This window comes from Halosimplex halobium (genome assembly GCF_051414055.1).
Lineage (GTDB): Archaea > Halobacteriota > Halobacteria > Halobacteriales > Haloarculaceae > Halosimplex > Halosimplex halobium.
On the sequence record NZ_JBLKNX010000017.1, the window covers coordinates 52,653 to 72,520 of the forward strand.

Below are 19,868 nucleotides of genomic sequence, written 5' to 3' on the forward strand. Positions count from 1 at the left end.
GGCGCACGCACTGGAGCGGGGGCGATAGCGTGGCGTCGATGGGTCGGTTCCTGGCGCGGCGGGCGCTGCAGGGACTGGCGGTCGTGCTGGGCGTGGTGACCGTCGTCTTCCTGCTGCGGTACGTGACGCCGGGGAGCCCGGTTGATTTCATCGCGCCGCTGGACGCCAGCCAGGCCACTCGCCGCCGGATCGCCGAGAACCTGGGGCTGAACAGGCCGCTGTACGTCCAGTACGTCGACTACGTCGCGGATCTCATGACCGGCGACATGGGGTACTCCTACCGGTCGCGGACGCCCGTGCGGCCGCGCGTGTTCGCGAAGGTGCCGGCGACGCTGGAGCTAGCGCTCGCGGCGACCTTCGTGGCCGTCGTGCTCTCGATCCCGCTGGGCGTGGTCAGCGCGACCCACCGCCACGGCCCGGCCGACTACGGGGCGACGCTGTTCTCGCTGGTCGGCATCTCGACGCCGAACTTCTGGCTGGGCGTGATGCTCGTCATCGTCTTCGCCGTGCAGTTCAACGTGTTCCCGACGAGCACGCGCCCGGTCGGGCTGCTCGACGCCCTCGGGAACCTCGTGGTGATCGCCGGCCCCGAGCAGGGGTTCGCTGCCCCGCTGAACGTCTCCGGGTTCCTCGCGGACCTGCGGTCGTGGCTGGCCTACATCACGTTGCCGGCGATCACCCTGGGGACGTACTTCACGGCGCTGATCACCCGGCTGACCCGCTCGGGGATGCTCGACGAACTCGGGCAGGGCTACGTCCGCGCGGCGCGGGCGAAGGGGCTGCCCGAGACCCTGGTGCGGTACCGCCACGCGCTGCGGAACACGCTCATCCCCGTGATCACCGTCGTCGGCCTCCAGCTCGGGACGCTGGTCGGTGGCGCGGTGATCACCGAGGCCGTCTTCGACTGGCCGGGACTGGGGACGCTGGTCATCGACGCTATCGGCAACCGCGACTGGCCGCTCATCCAGGGCTGTCTGGTGGTCATCGGCTTCGGCTTCGTGGTCGTGAACATCGTCGTCGACGCGCTGTACGCGACGCTCAATCCGCAGGTGATGGACTGATGGGACGACTCGACACGCTACTCGAATATCTCGACCCCCGCCGGATCGTCTCGGCGCTGCGGTCGTCTGTGTCGCCGCGGACACGGCGCAACCTCCGCCGGGAGTTCGACCGCAGTTTCCTGGCGAAGCTCGGGATCGCGCTGGTCACGCTGATGGTCGCGCTGGCGGTGTTCGCGCCGCTGGTCGCCCCGTGGAACCCGACGAACCAGGACCTCGACAACGAGCAACAGCCGCCGCTGGGGTTCAGCCGCACCGAGACCCAGACCGGCCAGGAGATGGTCAACGGGAGCCTGCAGATCACCAACGAGACCGTGCGGGTGAACGCGACGACCGCCCACCCGCTGGGGACCGACGGGCTCGGTCGCGACATGCTCTCGCGGGTGATCTACGGGGCGCGCACGTCGCTGCTGGTTGGCCTACTTGGAACCACACTCGCGATGCTGCTGGGGGTGCCGACCGGGCTGGCCTCGGGGTACTACAGCGGTCGGGTCGACGACCTGCTGATGCGGGTCGCCGACGTGAGCCTCGCGTTCCCGTCGCTCGTGCTCGCCATCGCCCTCGTGGGGCTGTGGGGCGAGGCGAGCGTCGCCGTCCCGGACCCGTTCGTCGTGACCGGGATCGCACCGCTGATACGAGGGGCGATATCGCTACCCGGCGGGCTGACCTACCCGACCGGGATGCCGGAGACGTTCACGCTCCCCGGGACCGTCATCGTCGTGGTCGGACTGGTCAACTGGGTGTGGTTCGCCCGCGTCGCCCGCGGCGAGGCGTTAGCGGTCCGCGAGGAGGAGTACGTCACCGCCGCGGAGTCGCTGGGCGCCACCGACCTGTTCGTCATCCGCAAGCACGTCCTGCCCAACAGCCTCACGCCGATCCTCGTGCTGGCGACGATCCAGGTTGCGGCGATCATCCTGCTGGAGAGCGCCCTCTCGTTCCTGGGGTTCTCCGGGACGACCCTCTCGTGGGGCTTCGACATCTCACAGGGTCGGCAGTACCAGACGACCGCGTGGTGGATCGCCGCGATGCCGGGGCTGGCTATCGTCGTCACGGTCATCGGCATCAACCTGATCGGCGACTGGTTCCGCGACGCGCTGGACCCCGGCATCGAGGGTGAAGGGGGTGGCGTCTGATGGACGACGCCGATACTGACGCCGATGTCGACGCCGGTTCCGACCCCCGCGACCTCCTGCAGGTCCGGGACCTGTCGACCCGCTTCTTCACGGAACGGGGGCAGGTCAACGCCGTCGAGTCGGTCGACTTCGACGTGCGCGAGGGCGAGATACTGGGCATCGTCGGCGAGTCGGGCTCGGGCAAGTCCGTCACGGCGCTGTCGCTGGTCGACCTCGTCGAGTCGCCGGGGCGGGTGACCGAGGGGGAGATCCGGTATCGCGACCCCGAGCTGGCCGATGAGTTCCCCGACGCGGCCGACGGCGAGATGGTCGACCTGCGGGAGTTGCCCGAGCGGGTCCGGCGGTCGCTGCGGGGGCCCGATTTCAGCATGATCTTCCAGGACCCGATGAGCAGTTTCAACCCGTCGCTGACGGTGGGCGAACAGATCGCCGAGGCGGTGGAGGTCCAGCGCCGGGCGAGCGCCCGGCCGCGGTCGACCCGCTCGCGCACGCAGGGCTACGGGCTCGGGTCGTACCTGCTGGACGGGGTCGTCCCCGGCCGCGACTACACCGACCCGGAGAGCCACGACCGCGCGGTCGAACTGCTGGAGCAGGTCGGCATCCCCGACCCCGCCGAGCGGGCCGAGGAGTACCCCCACGAGTTCTCCGGCGGGATGCTCCAGCGGGCGATGATCGCCCAGGCGCTGGCCGGCGAACCCGACCTGCTCGTCGCCGACGAGCCGACGACGGCGCTGGACGTGACCATCCAGGCGCAGATCCTCGAACTCCTCCGTGAGATCCAGGCCGAACGGGACATGAGCGTCGTGCTCATCACCCACGACCTGGGCGTTATCGCGCGGATGAGCGACCGGGTCTGCGTCATGTACGCCGGCGAGGTCGTCGAACGCGGGACGCTCGAGGACATCTTCGAGGAGTCGGTCCACCCATACACGGAGGGGCTCGTCGGGTCGATCCCCGACCTGGCCGACCCGGCGCCGCGGTTGCAGCCCATCGAGGGGTCGGTGCCGAGCCTGCGCGACGAGGAGATGGACGACCGGTGTTACTTCGCCGACCGCTGCCCGAAGGCGATGGAGCACTGCCTGGAGAAGCCGCCGGAGTTCGACCTCGGCGGCGAGCACGGCGCGAAGTGCGTCCTCGCCGAGCGCGAGTACAGCGAGGCGACCGCGCTCCCCGACGGGTTCTTCGAGGAAGACGGGACCGAACGGACGGCCGCCGACGGGTCCGGCGGGGGTGAGCGCCGTGAGTGAGGGCCGCCCGCTGGTCGAGGTCGAGGGGCTGAAGAAGCACTTCGCGGCCGACGACTCGCTGGTCGACCGGCTGCTCGGCGCCGAGAGCCGGAGCGTCAAGGCGGTCGACGGCGTGAGCTTCGAGGTCGCCGAGGGCGAGACGCTCGGGCTGGTCGGCGAGTCGGGGTGTGGCAAGTCGACGACCGGCGAGACGCTACTCGCGCTACAGGACCCGACCGCCGGCGACGTGCGCTTCGACGGCGAGTCGGTGTTCGACCGCGACGACATGGCGGCGTTCCGCCGGCGGGCGGGCGTGGTGTTCCAGGACCCGTTCTCCAGTCTCGACCCGCGCCAGACCGCCGGCGCCATCGTCACCGAACCGCTCGTGATCCACGGGCTGCCCGCGACCGACCCCGACGTGCGGACCGAAGCCGACGTGACCGTCGACGGCGTCGACGCCGACCGCGTCGAGGTCCGCGTGGCCGACGACGTCGACCGCGTGGTCCCCGCCGAGGACGGGGTCGCCACCGTCCACGTGACGGTCCGGCGCCGCGGCGGGGAGCTGTCGGCGACCGTCGCCGAGGACCTCTCGGCGGCGGTCGTCAGCGACGGTACCGACAGCGATAGTCGGGTCGTCGTGGAAGTGCGCGTCGATCGGTCGATCGACGAGATCCGCCGCGACCGGGCGAAGGAACTGCTGGAGCGGGTCGGGCTCTCGGCCGACCAGGTCGACCGCTACCCCCACGAGTTCTCCGGCGGGCAGCGCCAGCGGCTCGGCATCGCCCGGGCGCTGGCGCTGGAACCGGACTTCCTCGTGCTCGACGAACCCGTGAGCGCGCTGGACGTGAGCGTCCAGGCGCAGATCCTCAACCTGCTCGACGACCTGCAGGACGAATTCGGGCTGACCTACCTGTTCATCGCCCACGACCTGAGCGTCGTCCGCCACATCTCCGACCGCGTCGCGGTGATGTACCTCGGCGAGATCGTCGAGCGCGGCCCGGTCGACGCCATCTTCGAGGACCCCCAGCACCCCTACACGCGGGCGCTGCTGGAGAGCGTCCCGCGGGCCGACACCAGCGAGCAGGGCCGCCGGGTCGACCCGCTGAAAGGTGACGTGCCCTCGCCGCGGGACCCGCCGGCGGGCTGTCGGTTCCACACCCGCTGTCCGCACGCCCGGGAGGCCTGCCGCGAGGAGACACCCGACGACTACGACGGCGACACGGCCGGCCAGCGGGCGGCGTGTTTCCGGCTGGTCGACGACCACCCCTACTGGGACTCCGACCCCATCGACGCGGCCGCGGAGCGGTCCGGGGGCGAAGCGGCGACGGGAGACGACGACTGACTGCCCCGCGACAGGACCCGATCCTGGTCCGCCGGAACGACACCTTTTCCGCGGGGCCGCCCGGAATCCCGTGCATGACCGACGACGAGGGCGCCGCGGGCGGGCCGGCGTTCGCGGAGATGGGCGCGGCGAGCGCGGTCCGCGAGCACTGGGAGGACCTGATCGGCGACATGGAGGCCACGGCCGCGGAGTTCGAGGACGCGGGCTGGGAGACGCTCCAGTTGCACCCGGGCGACGTGACGGCCGTCACCGGCGAGCGCTGGGGGTTCGACGTGCTCGTCCCCGACGACGAGTTCGAGCGGCTGCGCGAGTGGGTCGACGACGGCGAGTTCGACGAACACGACGTCTACCGCGTCGAGAGCGGCATCCACTTCGCGCTGGTCGTGCTCAAGGACGAAGGCGACGAGCGGGCGGTCTGCTGTCCGCTCTACTACGACGACGCCGCGGTCGAGGGGCTGGGCGAGGTCGCCGCCGGCGAGGGCCGCGTCTACACGCACGTCCGGAACCTCGCCGAGGAGTACGTCACGTTCAGTCACGAGGAGCCGGAACTGTTCTTCCCCGCCGACGGGGACTGAACGGGGCGGTCGACCGACGGAACGGCGGGGCGGGCTGGCCGGACCGACCGTTCGGCTGTCCCCCGCGATGGCTGGGTTTAAGACGGAAACCGCCCACCGTCCGGTGAATGGCGAAGCCGGTACTGAAGTGGGCCGGGGGCAAGCGCCAGCTGCTCGACGAGCTGTACGCCCGCTTCCCCGAATCGTTCGACCGCTACCACGAACCCTTCCTCGGCGGCGGCGCGGTCTTCTTCGACCTCGAACCCGCCGAAGCGACGGTCAACGACACCAACCCCCGACTCGTCAACTTCTACGAGCAGGTACGCGACCGGCCGGAGGCGCTGATCGACCGGTTGCGCGAGTTCCGCGACCCCGAGGCCGACCCGGATCCGGACCTGCCGTTCGCCGAGGAGACGCGCCGCGGGGCCGAGGTCGAGCAGTACTACTACCAGCAACGGGCGCGGTTCAACGAGCGCGCCTACGGCGACGGGTGGCCCGAGAGCGACGACGACCGTCTGGAGGAGGCAGCGCTGTTGCTGTACCTGAATCGGACCTGCTACAACGGGCTCTACCGCGAGAACGCCGACGGCGGGTTCAACGTCCCGATCGGCCGCTACGCCGACCCCGACTGGGTGCAGGCCGACCGGGTCCGCGCGGCCGCCGCGGCGCTCGACGGGGCCGAGCTACGCAACGGCGACTTCTCGTACGTGCTGGAGGCGGCCGATCCCGGCGACCTGGTGTACTTCGACCCGCCCTACGAGCCGATGAGTCCGACCGCGGACTTCGCGGAGTACAGCGCCGCGGGCTTCGACCGCGCCGACCAGGAGCGGCTGCTGGAGGTGGCCGTCGAACTGGACGAGCGGGACGTGTGGGTCGTCCTCTCGAACAGCGGCGTCACGTACGACCGCTACGCCGAGGCGGACTTTTTCGTCGAACGGGAGGGCGCCACCCGGGCGATCAACAGCGACGCGAATTCCCGGGGGGAGGTCGACGAGATCGTGGCGACGAACGTCCCGGAGAGCGAGCGGCGCGGGCCGGACCAGCGAGCGCTGGACGACTACTGACCGCCGAACAGGCGCTCGCGGAGCGACCGCTCGGTGCGCTTCTCGGCGAGCAGGACCGAGCAGTCCACGTCCTCGACGACGTCCATGACGACGGAGCCGCCGATCAGCCGCTGGAGTAGCCCTCGTTCGCTGGCGCCGAGGATCACGAGCGTAGCGTCGTCGGCCGCCGCTTCGATCGCGGTCTCGACGTCGCCGGTCTCGACGCGCATGTTCGCGTCGCCGAGGTCGTGGTCGCCGGCCCAGCCGGCGAGGAAGTCCGCGCCCGCGGCGCTCTCGCCCTCGTCGGCGACGTACAGCAGGGTCACCTCGGCGTCGAACTCCCGGCGGAGGACGGTGGCGATCTCCGCGGAGAGGTCGGAGTCCGGGCCGCCGGCGGTCGGGACGAGCACCCGCTGGGTGTCGAGCCCGCGGTCCCGGAGGACGAGGAAGTCGGCGGGGAGGTCGCCGGCCATCTCGTCGAAGGCGGACTCGGCGCGGCCGGGCGAGCCGTGGGCGTCCGGGCCCCAGCCCATGACGACCTGGTCGGCGTCGTGGGTGCGCGCGGCGTCGAAGATCTGTTCGAACCCGCGGTGGGAGAGGATGGTGTGGGTCTCGACGGGGACGCCGAACGTCTCGGCGTTCTCGCGGGCGTGGTCGAGCAGCTGCCCCGAGGTTGCGTCGAGGTCGTCCGCCCGGTCGCGCGCGCTCGCCAGCGAGGTCTGGTCGGGGACGGTGACGATATGCGTCGCGACGACCGTCCCGCCCTTGGCCTTGGCCAGCGCGCTGGCGAGCGTGATGAGGTCCTCCTCGTGTTCGGGGTTGGCGAGCGGGACCATCACGCGGTAGTCGCCGCCGTCGGGCGCGACGCCCGCCGCCGCGGAGACGGCTGGCTCGGGCATCTCGTCGGAGCGTTCGAGGATGTACTGCGAGAGGATCCCCTGTTTCTCGGTCCGGGTCCGGGCGTAGAAGACGTACCAGAGGGCCGCGCCGACCACGAGCACGGCGCTGACGACCTTGGCGGGACCGATGATGAAATACAGGAGCGCGAACGACGAGAGCATCCCGAGGATCGGGACGAGGGGGTACAGCGGGACGGTGTAGTCGGGCTGGTACTCCTCGGGGTCGGCCGTCCGCATGACGATGAGCGCGATGTTGAGTAGGCCGTAGATGATCAGGTGCAGCGCCGAGCCGATCGAGGAGAGCAGCTCCAGGTCCGCCGAGACGATAAAGACGAGGATGAGCAGCCCCGTGATCCCGATCGAGCGGTACGGCGTCGCGAAGCGGTCGTGGATCTCGTTGAGCTTCGGCGTGACGATGTTGTCACGGCCCATCGCGAAGTTGATCCGCGAGGAGGCGAGGATGCTCGCGTTGGCCGAGGAGGCGGTCGCCAGCAGGCCGCCGAACAGCAGGGCGCCGGCCATGATCGTCCCCTGGATCTGGCGGCCGACCTCGACGACGGCGGTGTCGCCCTGGGCGGACACCTGGGCGACGAACCCCTTCGGGACGGCGGCGCTCATGATCAGCAGGACGAGCGCGTAGATGGTCGTCACGATGAGGACGCTCCCGATGACGGCGCGCGGGAGGTTCTTCCCGGGGTTCTTGATCTCCTCGGCGACGCTCGTGATCTGGACGAACCCGAGATAGGAGACGAAGATCAGGCCGGTCGTCGCCATCATGGGGCCGTAGCCCGCGGGGTCGGGCAGGTTCGCCGGGTCGGCCCGGAGCGAGCCGGTGATGGTGAAGACGGTGAGGATGGCGACGAGGACGACGACGATGACGTTCTGGAGCCGCCCGGTCTCCTTGGCGCCGACGTAGTTGACCAGCGTGAAGAAGGCCGCGCCGGCCAGCGCGATGAGCTTGATCGCGGTGATCTGGACGGGGCCGACGCCGTAGGTGCCCTCGATCCCGATGATCTGGGTCATGTAGTCGCCGAACCCGTACATGTAGAACGCGGAGGCGAAGGCGAGGCCGAGCCAGTTTGCCCAGCCGGCGACCGAGCCGAACAGGGGTCCGAGCGCGTGGTTGACGTAGAAGTACGCGCCGCCGGATTTCGGCATCGCCGTCCCGAGTTCGCTCGCGGACATCGCGGTGAACAGCGCGATGACCCCGCCGAGGACGAACGCGGCCACGGCGAAACTGCCGGCCTCCTCGATGGCGATCCCCGGCAGGACGAAGATCCCGGCGCCGATCATCGTCCCGACGCCGATCGTCAGCGCCGCGAGCGGACCCAGGTCCTTGGCCAGTTCCTCGTCACTCACCGTCGGACCCTCCGGCATTCTCGTCGTCGTGCGACTCCACGTCGGTGGTCCCGTTGCCCTGTGACGCCACGTCGGTAGCCCCGTCGCCGTCGCCCACGTCCGGCAGCACGACGACCGGCCGGTCGGTCTCGGTCACCAGCGACAGCGCCACGTCGCCGGTCAGCAGCTGGACCCACCGGCTGCCGCCGCGGGGCGTGATGACGATGGCGGTGGCGCCGTAATCGTCGGCGGCCGCGAAGATGGCGTCGGCCACGTCGGTGTCGTAGCGGATCTCGGTGTCCAGGTCGACGCCGTCGCCGAAGTACGCTTCGAGGACGCCGAACGCCTCCTCGGCGGCCTCCTCGCGCTGTTCGACGCCGGCCTTGTCGGGGGCGCCGCCGGCCTTCTCGACGACGTGGACGGCCCGTATCGAGCCGAACTCGTGGCCGTCCAGCGCGCGGGCCGTCGCCCTGGCGTCGTCGTCGCTCGCGACCGGGAGCACGACGCGGTCGAGGAGGGCGCTCATCGTTGCCGTCCCCGCCCGCGGTCGCAGCTCGGTTCCGGTCCTGCCGTCGACTGACGTGTCCCGGGGGAGACGAACCGTTCCATGGTCGTTCCCTACGAGCGACCCAACTTAACCACTTTGTCCGACGGCTACCAGCGGCGGCGACCGGGACGGACCGAGATCCCTGTCCAGCGACCGGCCCGCGTCCAGCGACCGGCCCGCGTCCGGTGGTCCCCGCATACCGGTTCCGAAACACACATCTTCCACCGCCGGGACGGTGACAGTTGTCCAATGGCGGTCGCCAACGAAGGGTACGTCGACTATCGGCTCAGCCTCTCGCTGGTCGGGACTGTCGTCAAGTACCTGGCGGCCGCCCCCCTGTTCCCGGTGTTCGTCGCCGTCTACTACGGCGAGAGCGTGCTCCCGTTCGTCGCGACGGGCGCCGTGATGGTCGCGGTCGGCGTGGGCCTCGAACAGCTCTCCGAGGAGACCGACCTGGGCCACCGCGAGGCGTTCCTGCTGGTGGGCCTCTCGTGGCTCGTCGTCCCGGTCCTCGGCACGATCCCCTACCTCGTGGCCGGCAACGGCACGGTCGCGGGCCCCGTCAACGCCCTCTTCGAGAGCATGAGCGGGTTCACGACCACCGGGTCGACGGTCATGGGGGAGATCTCCTTCGAGCGCCACTCCTACGCGCTGCTGATGTGGCGCCAGCTCTCCCAGTGGCTCGGCGGAATGGGGATCCTCGTGTTGATGGTCGCGATCCTTCCGGAGCTGTCGGTCGGCGGCGCCCAGATCATGAACGAGGAGGCGCCCGGCCTCTCCATCGATAAGCTCACGCCGCGCATTCAGGAGACTGCCCGGGCGCTGTGGAAGATCTACGTCGGGTTCACCGTCCTAGCGGCGCTGGTCTACTACGGGCTCAACGTCGTCGGGCTCGCGCCGAACATGGGGGTGTACAACGCCGTCGCCCACGCGCTGACGACGATGCCGACTGGCGGGTTCTCGCCGGAGGGGCGCAGCGTCGAGGCGTTCACGCCGGCGGTCCAGTGGGCGTTCGTCCCGTTCATGGTCGTCGCCGGGACCAACTTCGCGCTGTTCTGGTACGCGCTCGACGGCCGGGTCGACCGGCTGACCGAGAACGCCGAGTTCCGGTCGTACCTCGGGCTGATGGCCGGCGTCACCGTCGCGCTCGCCGCCCTCCTGTTCACCGGGCTGGGGATCGCCTCGGCCGCACCGAACGTCGACCCCATCCCGGGCAACCTGGAGAACTCGCTGCGGCAGGCGACGTTCCAGGTCGTCGCCATCGTGACGACGACGGGGTACGCGAGCATGGACTTCAACCACTGGCACCCGGTCGCCCAGACGGTGCTCCTCTTCGCCTTCTTCCTGGGGGGGTCGGCCGGGTCAGCAGCGGGTTCGATCAAGATCGTCCGCTGGGTGCTCGTCCGGAAGGCGATGTACCGGTCGCTGTTCACGTCGATCCACCCCGACGCGGTCAAGCCGATCCACGTCGGCGACGAGGCCGTCCCCGAGGAGACGCTCCGGGACGTGTTCGTCTTCATCATGATCTTCCTCACGCTGTTCGTCGTCTCGACCGTCCTGCTGTACGTCGACAGCCTGTTCGTCGAGGAGATGAACCTGACCGGGCTGGAGGCGATGAGCGTCGCCATCGCGACGCTGGGCAACGTCGGACCGGGCTTCGGCGCGGTCGGCCCGATGGACAGCTTCGAGCTGTTCTCGGCGCCCGCGAAGCTGTACATGGTCTTCCTGATGTGGATCGGCCGCCTGGAGATCCTCTCGGTGCTCGTCATCCTGACGCCGGCATACTGGCGGTCCTGAGTGCGACCGCCGACACTACTTATGCCGTCCCGGGCCAAGGTCGGGCCATGACCGTCTACGAGACGGAGGTACCCGGGGTCGGCCGCAAGTTCGAACTGGAGATCGACGGCGGGGGGCGGCTGGTCGTCGTGCTCCACCACGACGGCAAGCGCGACGTGTACCTCCGGCCCGAGGAGGACGCCGACAGCGAGCAGCTGTTCACGCTGTCGGGCGACCAGGCGCGCAAGTTCGGCTCGATCCTGGAGGGGGCGTACTTCCAGCCGGTCGAACTCGACGAGGTGGCGGTGCCGCTGGGCGAGGCGATCATCGAGTGGCACGAGGTCCCCGACGGGACCGACCTGGCGGGAGTGTCCCTGGAGACGGCATCGGTCAGACAGCAGACGGGCGCGTCGATCATCGCGATCCAGCGCGGCGAGGAGACGATCCCCAACCCGGGGCCCGACACCCGGGTCCAGGCCGGTGACACCCTGGTGACGCTCGGCACACGCGCGGAGCAGTCGGAGTTCGAGGCCCTTATCGGGGACGGATGAGCGCGGCGCTCGTCGAGGTGGGCATCGGCCTCGCAGCCCTCGCGCTCGCCGGTTACCTCGCCCACCGGGTGTCGCTGTCGGTCATCCCCGCCTACATCGTGGCCGGGATCGTCGTCGGGCCCCACGCGCCCACGTCGCTGTTCGGCGTCCCGCTCACGCTCGTCCCGGAGACCGAGTTCATCGACGTGCTGGCCGAACTCGGCGTCGTCCTCCTGCTCTTCTTCTTGGGGCTGGAGTTCAGCGTCGACCAGCTGCTGGCCGACCGCCGGCGGATCCTGGCGGCCGGGACCGTCGACCTCGCCCTGAACCTGGGCGTCGGGCTCGCTATCGGCCTGGCGTTCGGGCTGGGCGTCGTGCCGACGCTGTTCGTCGGGGGCGTGGTGTACATCTCCTCGTCGGCCATCGTCACGAAGTCGCTGATCGAGCAGGGGTGGATCGCCAACCCCGAGAGCGGGCCGATCCTCGGGACGCTCGTCTACGAGGACCTGTTCATCGCGGGCTACCTGGCCGTCCTGGCGGCGCTGGTGGCCGGGGGCGGCGACGTGGCGACGGTCGCGCGGGACGTGGGCGTCGCCTTCGCCTTCCTCGCGGTCCTGGCGGTCGCCGCCTGGGGCGGGACGGCGGTCCTCGACCGCGCGTTCGCGCTCGAGTCCGACGAGCTGTTCGTGCTGGGCGTGCTCGCGACGACGACGCTCGTCGCGGGCGCGGCGCTGACACTGGGGCTGAGCGAGGCGGTCGCCGCCTTCTTCGTCGGCGCCGGCTTCAGCCAGACGGGGCACGTCGACCGGATCGAACACCACGTCGTGGCCGTCCGGGACCTGTTCGCGGCCTTCTTCTTCTTCTCGATCGGGCTGACAATCGACGTGACGGTGCTCCCGTCGGTCGCGGGGTTGCTGGCGGCCGCGGTCGTCCTGTCGACGGCGAGCAAGCTCGTCAGCGGGACCGTCTCCGGCCGGCTGTACGACCTCTCGCCGCTGCGGTCGCTGCGGACGGGGATCGGGCTGGTCCCGCGGGGCGAGTTCTCGCTGGTCATCGCGGCGCTGGCGCTGTCCGCCTCGGGGCCGGTCCGCGAGGTGGTCCCGCCGTTCGCCGTCGGGTACGTCCTCGTGATGAGCGTGGTCGGGACGGTCCTCATCCAGCACGCCGACCGGGTGACCGACCGCCTGGTACCGTTCGTCCCGGCGGGGGACTGAGTCGGTCGTCACGACGTGCTGCTCGTCAGTCGGCACCGTCTCCGGGGGAGACACTCGTCCCGGGGACCCACCCCCGAGGAAACTCTCGCCCCGGGAACCCCCGCGACCGAGGGAAATCCACTTACGCGCGCCGCGAAAAGCCGGGGGCATGCACGCGGAGGGCAGCAGATGCGCGTAGTCATCGTCGGCGCCGGCGAGGTCGGCTCGACGATCGCCGAGAGCCTCGCCCAGTCCCACGACGTGGTCGTCGTCGACATCGACACCGACCGCGTCGAGTCGCTGACCTACTCGCTGGACGTACTGCCGATCGAGGGCGACGGGAGCGACATCGCCACGCTCGAGGAGGCGGGGGTCGCCGACGCCGACCTGTTCATCGCCAGCACCGACGACGACGAGACGAACATCGTCGCCTGCGGCGCCGCGAACGTCGTCAGCGACGCGTTCACCATCGCCCGCGTCAAGAACCCCAAGTACCTCACCGCCTGGGAGCGGGCCCGTGGCGCCTTCGGCGTCGACTTCATGGTCTGTTCGGACCTGCTCACCGCGGAGGCCATCGTCGGGCTGGCGGGTCTGCCGACCGCCCAGGACGTGGACACGTTCGCCGACGGGCTCGTCCAGATGACGGAGTTCGAGATCCCCGCCGAGAGCCCGGTCGCCGACCAGACCGTCGCGGAGGCCGACCGCTTCGACTCGCTGACCTTCGCCGCCATCATCCGCGACGACGACGTGGTGATCCCCCGCGGGGACACCCGGCTGCAGGCCGGCGACGAGGTCGTCGCCATCGGCAGCCCCGACAGCATCCGCGCGTTCAGCTCCGAGATCGCCCCCCGGGAGCGGGGGCCGGAGGACATCGTCATCGTCGGGGGCGGCGAGATCGGCTACCAGACCGCACGACTGCTCGAGGAGCGGGGCTTCTCCCCGCGGCTGATCGAACAGGACGAGGACCGGGCCCGCTGGCTCGCCGAGCAGCTCCCGAACACCACCGTGCTGAACAGCGACGCGACCGACCAGGAGCTGCTCGAACGGGAGAACGTCGGGAAGGCCGACGTGATCGTCGCCGCGCTGACCAACGACCAGCAGAACCTGCTCGCGACGCTACTCGCCAAGCGGAAGGGGACCGACCGGGCGATCACCGTCGTCAACACGGGCGATTTCACCGAGCTGTTCGAGGCCGTCGGCGTCGACGTGGCCGTCAGCCCCCGGAAGGCGACCGCCGAGGAGATCACCCGGTTCACCCGCGCCCGCCGCGCGGAGAACGTCTCGATCATCGAGGGCGACAAGGCCGAGGTGCTCGAACTGGAGGTCGACCCCGACAGCGTCCTCGTCGACCGGTCGATCCGCGAGTCGGCCGCCGACATCCCCGAGGGCGTCGTCATCGGCGCGATCACCCGCGGCGACGAGCACATCACGCCGCGCGGTGACACGGTCGTCCGGGAGGGCGACCACGTGATCGTCTTCGTCGACACCGCGGTGCTCGACGAAGTGACCGAGAAGCTGTGAGCGCGCGATGAGGGTCGTCGGCGAACTCAGGGTCGACTGGGCCACCAGCCTGAGCCTCGTCGGGACCGTCCTGAAGGCGTTGACGGCGCCGCTGGTCGGGACGGCGCTGGTCGCGCTGTGGTACCGCGAGCCGCTCGTCCCCTTCCTGGCCACCGCGGTCCTGACGCTGGCCGCCGGGATCGCGCTCGAACGGCTCGGCCGGGACGACCTCGGCATCCGCGAGGGGTTCCTGATGGTCGCGCTGACGTGGCTGGCGATCGCCGTCGTCGGCGCGGTCCCGTTCCTGATCGCCGGCGAGGGGACGCTCGCGAGCCCCGTCAACGCGCTGTTCGAGTCGACCAGCGGCGTCACGACCACGGGCGCGACTGTCGTCCGGGACTTCGGCGCCCACAGCCGCGCGGTCCACCTCTGGCGGGCGCTGCTGCAGTGGATGGGCGGGCTCGGCATCCTCGTGATCGCGGTCGCGGTCCTCTCGCAGCTGTCGATCGGTGGCGCCCAGCTCATGGAGACCGAGTCCCAGACCCGGGACGTGAACAAGCTCACGCCGTCGATCGAGGAGACGGCACGCCTGCTCGGGTGGCTCTACGCCGGGCTGACCGGCCTGATGGTCGCGACGTGGCTGGCCATCGGCGCGGTCGGCCTCGGGCCGGAGGTGACGCTCTACGACGCGGTGACCCACGCGTTCACCGCCGTCTCGACGGCCGGGTTCTCGCCGCGGGCCGAGAGCCTGGGCGCGTTCTCGCCGGCGGTCCAGTGGGCGACGATCCCCTTCATGTTCCTCGGCGCGACGAACTTCGTGCTGCTGTACCACCTGACGCGGGGGAACCCCTCGCGACTGGTCGACAGCGACGAGTTCCGCTTCTACCTCGCGGTGGTGCTCGGGCTGACGGGGCTGACCGCGGGCTTCCTGGTCGCCTCCGGGGAGTTCACCCGGGTCGAGCGGGTAGCCCGCCACTCGCTGTTCCAGGTCGTGTCGATCCTGACGACGACGGGGTACGCGACGGTCGACTTCAACGGCTGGTCGCCGGCGGCCAAGCACATGCTCTTCCTCGCGATGTTCTCCGGCGGGATGGCCGGGAGCACGACGTGTTCGATCAAGACGCTGCGGTGGCTGGTCGTCGTGAAGTCGTTCCACCGGGACCTGTTCCGGGAGATCCATCCCGACGCGATCCGGCCGGTGCGGCTGTCCGGACAGGTCGTCGACGAGGACGTCGTCCGCGACGTGTACGCCTACGTCCTGCTGAGCGGCATCGTCTTCGTGCTCCTGACGGTGTTCGTCGTCACCGACGCCGCGAGGGTCGGGCTCGGGATCGGCGAGTTCGACGCGATGGGAGCGGCGGCGGCGACCTTCCTCAACATCGGCCCCGCCTTCGGGGCGGCCGGCCCCTACGGGGACTACGCGGGGTTCCCGGCGACGACGAAGGTCGCCTTCATCGTGCTGATGTGGGTCGGGCGCATCGAGATAATTCCCGTGCTCGTCCTGTTGACGCCGGCGTTCTGGCGGTCGTGACCTCGGTGAACTGGCGGTCGTTGCGTCGGCGGACCGACGGGCGTCGGCGAGCGGGCGGTCGCCCGCACGACCCCCGGAACGCGTATTAGCGTCGACCGCATACGGCGCGCGTGGAGCAGCCGTGGCCACCGTCGACCTCGGTCGCGCTCGGCCTGCTCGTCGCCGTGGTGCTCGTCGCGGGCGCGGGGTCGCTCGCCCTCTCGGCGACGGGGCCGGACGACTCCGGGGTCGGGACGACGCCGGCGAAACTGGTCGAACCGCGGCCGGGAGAGAACGTCTTCTGGCCGTACACGAGCACCCGCAAATCCGCGAGCGGGCGGACCCTCGCGATCAACCTCGTGGTCTACGCGGACGCCGAGACCGTCCGGTACTTCCTGACCGAGCGAGGCGGCGCCACCTGGAACGAGACGACTGCCGAGTGGCAGGACGTGGGGCCGACGACCGCGGGGGAGTCCGCGGCCGCGGCCGGAGCGAACGGCACCGTCGTCGAGTGGGCCTCGGCGCAGGGCGCGACCCGGTATCTCTACGTCCACAACTACGCGCTGACCGAGCCGGGCCCCAACGAGACGCGCCGGCCCTACCGCGCGGCGCCGTACACCGGCCACGGCGACCGCACCGTCGGCGGGCGGTGGATCGACGAGGCCTACCAGCTGCACGACGGCACCTACTTCGGCGCCCGCGACCACCTCCGGATCTACGAGTCGCCCTTCGAGTCCGACGAGTGGGTCGCCGTCCAGGCCCACAGCGACCACTGGGACTGGTTCCGCCTGCGCCACACCGTCCACGCGACCGACGCGACGCGCGACCGGCTGGAACGGGAGTTCATGGGCGAGCCGTCGGTCGAGACCGTCTGGCGGATGTACCTCGGGAACCGCCGGGCGCTGGGCTCGGACGGCTGGGCGACGGTCGTCGACTTCGTCGGCCTGCTCGGCGTCGGGCGTATCGGGTCGGGCCTCGCCGCGGCGGGGCTGGTCGCCGGCCGCGACGCGACGGCGCTCCTCGGGCGGCGCACCGCGACGGCCGGCACTCGACCGCCCCCCCACGAGTTCGACCGGTCGCTGCGGACGAGCGCGGGGCCCGTCGGGGCAGCGAAGCGGGCGGCCGTCTCCGGCCTGCTCGCCCGCGGGTGGCTCGACCGCGAGGGCGCTCTGCTCGTCGTCCGCGGGCTCTCGTACGCCCTGCTGTTCGCGGCGCTGTTCGGCTGCTACCTGTTCGTCCGCTTCGGCGGGATCGCGCTCGAGACCCGCTTCCCCGGCACCAGGCCGGAGGTCATCGCCGCCGCGCTGTACCCGGTCCTGGCGCTGGGGCTCCCCGCCGTCGCCCACGCGTTCGGCCGGGACCTCGACCCGGTCAGGAGTTTCTCGGTCGCGGCCCTCGGCGTCGGGGCGGCGATCGTCGTCGACTACCGGGCGCTCGGCGTCACGGTGCTGTCGCTGGACGTGGTGCTCCACCGGGTCGGCGTCGTCGTCGCGATCGGTCTGCTCGCCGCGGGGTCGGTCAGCCACCGGTCGTCGACCGAGACGGTCAACCTGCTCGTCGCCGCCGGAACCCTGCTGTGGGTCACCCTGCTGGTCGCGCCGCTGGTCGGCTGGCTATGACTCCCCCGCCCGCGCGGTCACGGCCACCCACGCGTCCTCGGCGCCCGTGCCGTCCCCGTCGTCCGTCTCGACCGAGACCACCTCGAAACCCGCGTCCGCGAACAGGTCGCGGACGCGACCGGGGTCGTAGCGTTCGAAGTGACGGCGGTCGTCGTCGTAGGGACTGTTGTCGACACCTTCACCCGCACCGCCGGCGGCCTTCAGCGAGACGAGCGTGACGCCGCCGGCAGCGAGGGCCCGTTCGAACTCGGCGAGGGTCCCGGGGACTTCGCGCTCGGGGACGTGCAACAGCGACGCGCAGGCCCACAGGCCGTCGAAGCTACCGTCGGCGAAGGGAAGCTCGCGCATGTCCCCGCGGACGGGCGTCGCGTCCGGGACGCGCTCGCGGGCCTGGTCGAGGAACGACCGTGTCAGGTCGAACGGGACGGTGTCGAACCCGGCCTCGGCGAAGGCCGTCGACTCCCAGCCCGGGCCACACCCCACGTCGAGCACCCGCGGCGGGCCCGTGGAGTCGCTCCCGCCGGCGTCCGCCGCGTCGACGCCGCTCCCGGACTCGGCGTCCGCCGTCCCGGTGTCGCCGTCCGTCCGGCCGACCGTGGTCACGAACTGCTCGACGATGTCCGCGACGACCGAGCGGTCGCCGTGGATGTCCTCGTAGCTGTCGGCGACGCGTTCGTAGGTCTCGACCGTCCGCCGGACGCGTTCGTCCATACGGGTCGGCGTCCGCGCGGCGGGGTGGTAAGTCTACCGACAGGTCGGCCGGAGGGCGCCGTCTCGCATCGACGCGGCGGGGGCGGCCGCCCCGAATCGACGGCGCGCGGTTGGCAACACACGGCCGGCGACGCGCGGTCAGCGACCGGGCCCGGGGCGACGAGGAGAACGACACTATAAAGCGGCGGTGCGTCGAAGCGGGCGACATGAACCCGAAGATCCTGATTCTCGGTCCGCCGGGCGCCGGCAAGGGAACCCAGAGCGAGCGTCTCGCCGACGAATTCGGCGTCGAGCACGTCACGACGGGCGACGCGCTGCGGGCGAACAAGGAGATGGACATCAGCGACATGGACACCGAGTACGACACACCCGGCGAGTACATGGACCGGGGCGACCTGGTCCCGGACGTGGTCGTCGACGCGATGGTCGGCGAGGCCCTCTCTGGCGTCGACGGGTTCGTCCTCGACGGTTACCCGCGCAACGGCGACCAGGCCGAGGCGCTGAAGGACATGACCGACCTCGACGTGGTGCTCGTCCTCGACGTGCCCGAGGAGGAACTGGTCGACCGGCTCACCGGACGCCGCGTCTGCGAGGACTGCGGCGCCAACTACCACGTCGAGTTCAACCAGCCCGAGGAGGAAGGCGTCTGCGACAAGTGCGGCGGCGACCTCTACCAGCGCGAGGACGACAACGAGGAGTCGGTGCGCAACCGGCTGTCGGTCTACCACGAGAACACCGAGCCCGTGCTGGAGCTGTACGCGGACCACGACGGCTACGTCGAGATCGACGGCGACCAGACCCCCGACGAGGTCTGGGAAGACGTGAAGGCGGCCGTCGAGGCCGAGGCGTGACCCCGTTCGGCGAGCGAGCGGGAGAATTAAAGGTTGATAACGACCGAGGACGGAGATAGATAGCAATGGCACGGACGGCAGAAAAGGCGGAGTCGCTGGCCGAGGAGAGCCAGTCGATGGCCGACGCCATGGCGCGCGTGCTCCGGGTGGCCGACGAGCAGGGCACCGTGGAGTGGAGCGACGTCAGCGACGACATCACCAGCGGCGAGTGGGGCCGGCTCATCGAGCAGGGCATCCTCGTCGACGTCGACGGCGAGGGGTTCGTCGTCGACGACCCCGAGGGCGTCCGCGACGCGCTCGGTGACGACGCGCCCGCCGAGGCCGACTCGACCGACGGGTCGGACAGCCCCGGCTCGTCGGGGTCGAGCGCGAGCGGCTCGACCGCCTCTGGCGGGTCTACCGACGACGAGGACGAGGGGTGGTCCCGCTGGGACAAGGGGGCGGCCGTCGCGACCGTCGCGCTCTTTCTCGGCTACTCCCAGGCGCCGATCCGCAACACCGTCGGCGGCGTGATCGACATCGCGCTCGGGCCGCTGGCCAGTGTGTTGCCCTTCTACATCATGATCCTCGTGCTCGCCACGTTCACCGGCTTCAGCTCGACGGTGCTGCAGGGCAAGCTGATGAACATGGAGAAGATGGGCGAGTACCAGGAGCGCATGCAGGAGATCCAGGAGCGCCGCAAGGAGGCCAAGGAGCGCGGCGACGACGAGGCCCTGGAGGAGATCCAGGAGGAGCAGATGGAGGCGATGGGCGACCAGCTCGGCATGTTCAAAGAGCAGTTCCGCCCGATGGTGTGGATCATGCTCGTCAACATCCCCGTGTTCCTCTGGATCTACTTCATGGTCCAGACGCCGGAGATGGTCGCCGGCGCCGGCCCGGCCATGGTCCTCCCGCTCATCGGCGAGATCGCCTCGTGGAACCAGCGCATCGGCCCGATGTGGGCGTGGATCGTCTGGTACTTCGTCTGCTCGATGAGCTTCACCCAGATCGTCCGCAAGGCGCTGGACGTGCAGACGACGCCGTCCACCTCGTAACGCC

General features: G+C 70.6%; 17 protein-coding genes. 14 read left to right on the forward strand and 3 right to left on the reverse strand.

Annotated elements, in window-relative coordinates; all coding sequences use genetic code 11:
- The first annotated feature begins 38 nt into the window (after positions 1 to 38).
- From ACMGFG_RS17630 to ACMGFG_RS17655, 6 genes are all read left to right on the forward strand, one after another.
- Positions 39 to 1,061 (forward strand): ABC transporter permease, encoded by a 1,023-nt coding sequence (locus tag ACMGFG_RS17630; RefSeq protein WP_436931632.1) that lies wholly within the window; start codon positions 39 to 41, stop codon positions 1,059 to 1,061.
- Positions 1,061 to 2,191 (forward strand): ABC transporter permease, encoded by a 1,131-nt coding sequence (locus ACMGFG_RS17635; RefSeq protein ID WP_436931633.1) that lies wholly within the window; start codon positions 1,061 to 1,063, stop codon positions 2,189 to 2,191. The genes ACMGFG_RS17630 and ACMGFG_RS17635 overlap by 1 nt, the downstream gene beginning before the upstream one ends.
- Entirely contained in the window at positions 2,191 to 3,438 is a 1,248-nt protein-coding gene (locus ACMGFG_RS17640; protein ID WP_436931634.1) for an ABC transporter ATP-binding protein, read from the forward strand. Before ACMGFG_RS17635 ends, ACMGFG_RS17640 begins: the two co-directional genes overlap by 1 nt.
- Positions 3,431 to 4,759: an ABC transporter ATP-binding protein gene (locus tag ACMGFG_RS17645; RefSeq protein WP_436931635.1), complete on the forward strand. Its 1,329-nt coding sequence runs from the start codon at positions 3,431 to 3,433 to the stop codon at positions 4,757 to 4,759. Before ACMGFG_RS17640 ends, ACMGFG_RS17645 begins: the two co-directional genes overlap by 8 nt.
- Positions 4,760 to 4,833: 74 nt before the next feature.
- Positions 4,834 to 5,334 (forward strand): DUF7529 family protein, encoded by a 501-nt coding sequence (locus ACMGFG_RS17650; protein ID WP_436931636.1) that lies wholly within the window; start codon positions 4,834 to 4,836, stop codon positions 5,332 to 5,334.
- Between the two features lie 107 nt (positions 5,335 to 5,441).
- Positions 5,442 to 6,377 carry a DNA adenine methylase gene (locus ACMGFG_RS17655; RefSeq protein ID WP_436931637.1) on the forward strand — a complete coding sequence of 312 codons (936 nt, stop codon included), beginning with the start codon at positions 5,442 to 5,444 and terminating at the stop codon, positions 6,375 to 6,377.
- Here ACMGFG_RS17655 and ACMGFG_RS17660 read toward each other — a convergent pair.
- Entirely contained in the window at positions 6,371 to 8,614 is a 2,244-nt protein-coding gene (locus tag ACMGFG_RS17660; protein WP_436931638.1) for an amino acid permease, read from the reverse strand. The genes ACMGFG_RS17655 and ACMGFG_RS17660 overlap by 7 nt on opposite strands.
- The gene (locus tag ACMGFG_RS17665; protein ID WP_436931639.1) at positions 8,607 to 9,119 is read right to left on the reverse strand and encodes a universal stress protein; all 513 of its coding nucleotides are present in this window, start codon (positions 9,117 to 9,119) and stop codon (positions 8,607 to 8,609) included. The genes ACMGFG_RS17660 and ACMGFG_RS17665 overlap by 8 nt, the downstream gene beginning before the upstream one ends.
- Before the next feature lie 270 nt (positions 9,120 to 9,389).
- Between ACMGFG_RS17665 and ACMGFG_RS17670 the strand changes: the two genes are divergently transcribed.
- The 6 genes from ACMGFG_RS17670 (at position 9,390) to ACMGFG_RS17695 (ending at position 17,268) form a co-directional block, all read left to right on the forward strand.
- Complete coding sequence (locus ACMGFG_RS17670) at positions 9,390 to 10,937, forward strand: TrkH family potassium uptake protein (protein WP_436931640.1); 1,548 nt, start codon at positions 9,390 to 9,392, stop codon at positions 10,935 to 10,937.
- 47 nt (positions 10,938 to 10,984) lie between these two features.
- Positions 10,985 to 11,467 (forward strand): cation:proton antiporter regulatory subunit, encoded by a 483-nt coding sequence (locus ACMGFG_RS17675; protein WP_436931641.1) that lies wholly within the window; start codon positions 10,985 to 10,987, stop codon positions 11,465 to 11,467.
- Positions 11,464 to 12,660 (forward strand): cation:proton antiporter, encoded by a 1,197-nt coding sequence (locus ACMGFG_RS17680; protein ID WP_436931642.1) that lies wholly within the window; start codon positions 11,464 to 11,466, stop codon positions 12,658 to 12,660. The genes ACMGFG_RS17675 and ACMGFG_RS17680 overlap by 4 nt, the downstream gene beginning before the upstream one ends.
- A gap of 168 nt (positions 12,661 to 12,828) precedes the next feature.
- A complete protein-coding gene (gene trkA / locus ACMGFG_RS17685; protein ID WP_436931643.1) occupies positions 12,829 to 14,160 on the forward strand; it encodes a Trk system potassium transporter TrkA in 1,332 nt (443 codons plus the stop codon).
- A 7-nt stretch (positions 14,161 to 14,167) separates the two neighbouring features.
- Positions 14,168 to 15,670, forward strand: coding sequence for a TrkH family potassium uptake protein (locus ACMGFG_RS17690; RefSeq protein ID WP_436931644.1), 1,503 nt, complete (start codon positions 14,168 to 14,170; stop codon positions 15,668 to 15,670).
- Between the two features lie 110 nt (positions 15,671 to 15,780).
- The gene (locus ACMGFG_RS17695; protein ID WP_436931645.1) at positions 15,781 to 17,268 is read left to right on the forward strand and encodes a hypothetical protein; all 1,488 of its coding nucleotides are present in this window, start codon (positions 15,781 to 15,783) and stop codon (positions 17,266 to 17,268) included.
- On the opposite strand, the gene ACMGFG_RS17700 is transcribed toward ACMGFG_RS17695, so the two are convergent.
- Entirely contained in the window at positions 17,263 to 17,979 is a 717-nt protein-coding gene (locus ACMGFG_RS17700) for a class I SAM-dependent methyltransferase (RefSeq protein WP_436931646.1), read from the reverse strand. The genes ACMGFG_RS17695 and ACMGFG_RS17700 overlap by 6 nt on opposite strands.
- A gap of 206 nt (positions 17,980 to 18,185) precedes the next feature.
- Here ACMGFG_RS17700 and ACMGFG_RS17705 point away from each other — a divergent pair, with 206 nt between their 5' ends.
- Both ACMGFG_RS17705 and ACMGFG_RS17710 read left to right on the forward strand, forming a co-directional pair.
- On the forward strand, positions 18,186 to 18,830 hold the full coding sequence (locus ACMGFG_RS17705) for an adenylate kinase (protein WP_436931647.1): 645 nt from the start codon (positions 18,186 to 18,188) through the stop codon (positions 18,828 to 18,830).
- Positions 18,831 to 18,895: 65 nt separating this feature from the next.
- Positions 18,896 to 19,864, forward strand: a complete 969-nt coding sequence (locus ACMGFG_RS17710; RefSeq protein ID WP_436931648.1) for a DUF106 domain-containing protein — start codon at positions 18,896 to 18,898, stop codon at positions 19,862 to 19,864.
- Positions 19,865 to 19,868 lie beyond the last annotated feature (4 nt).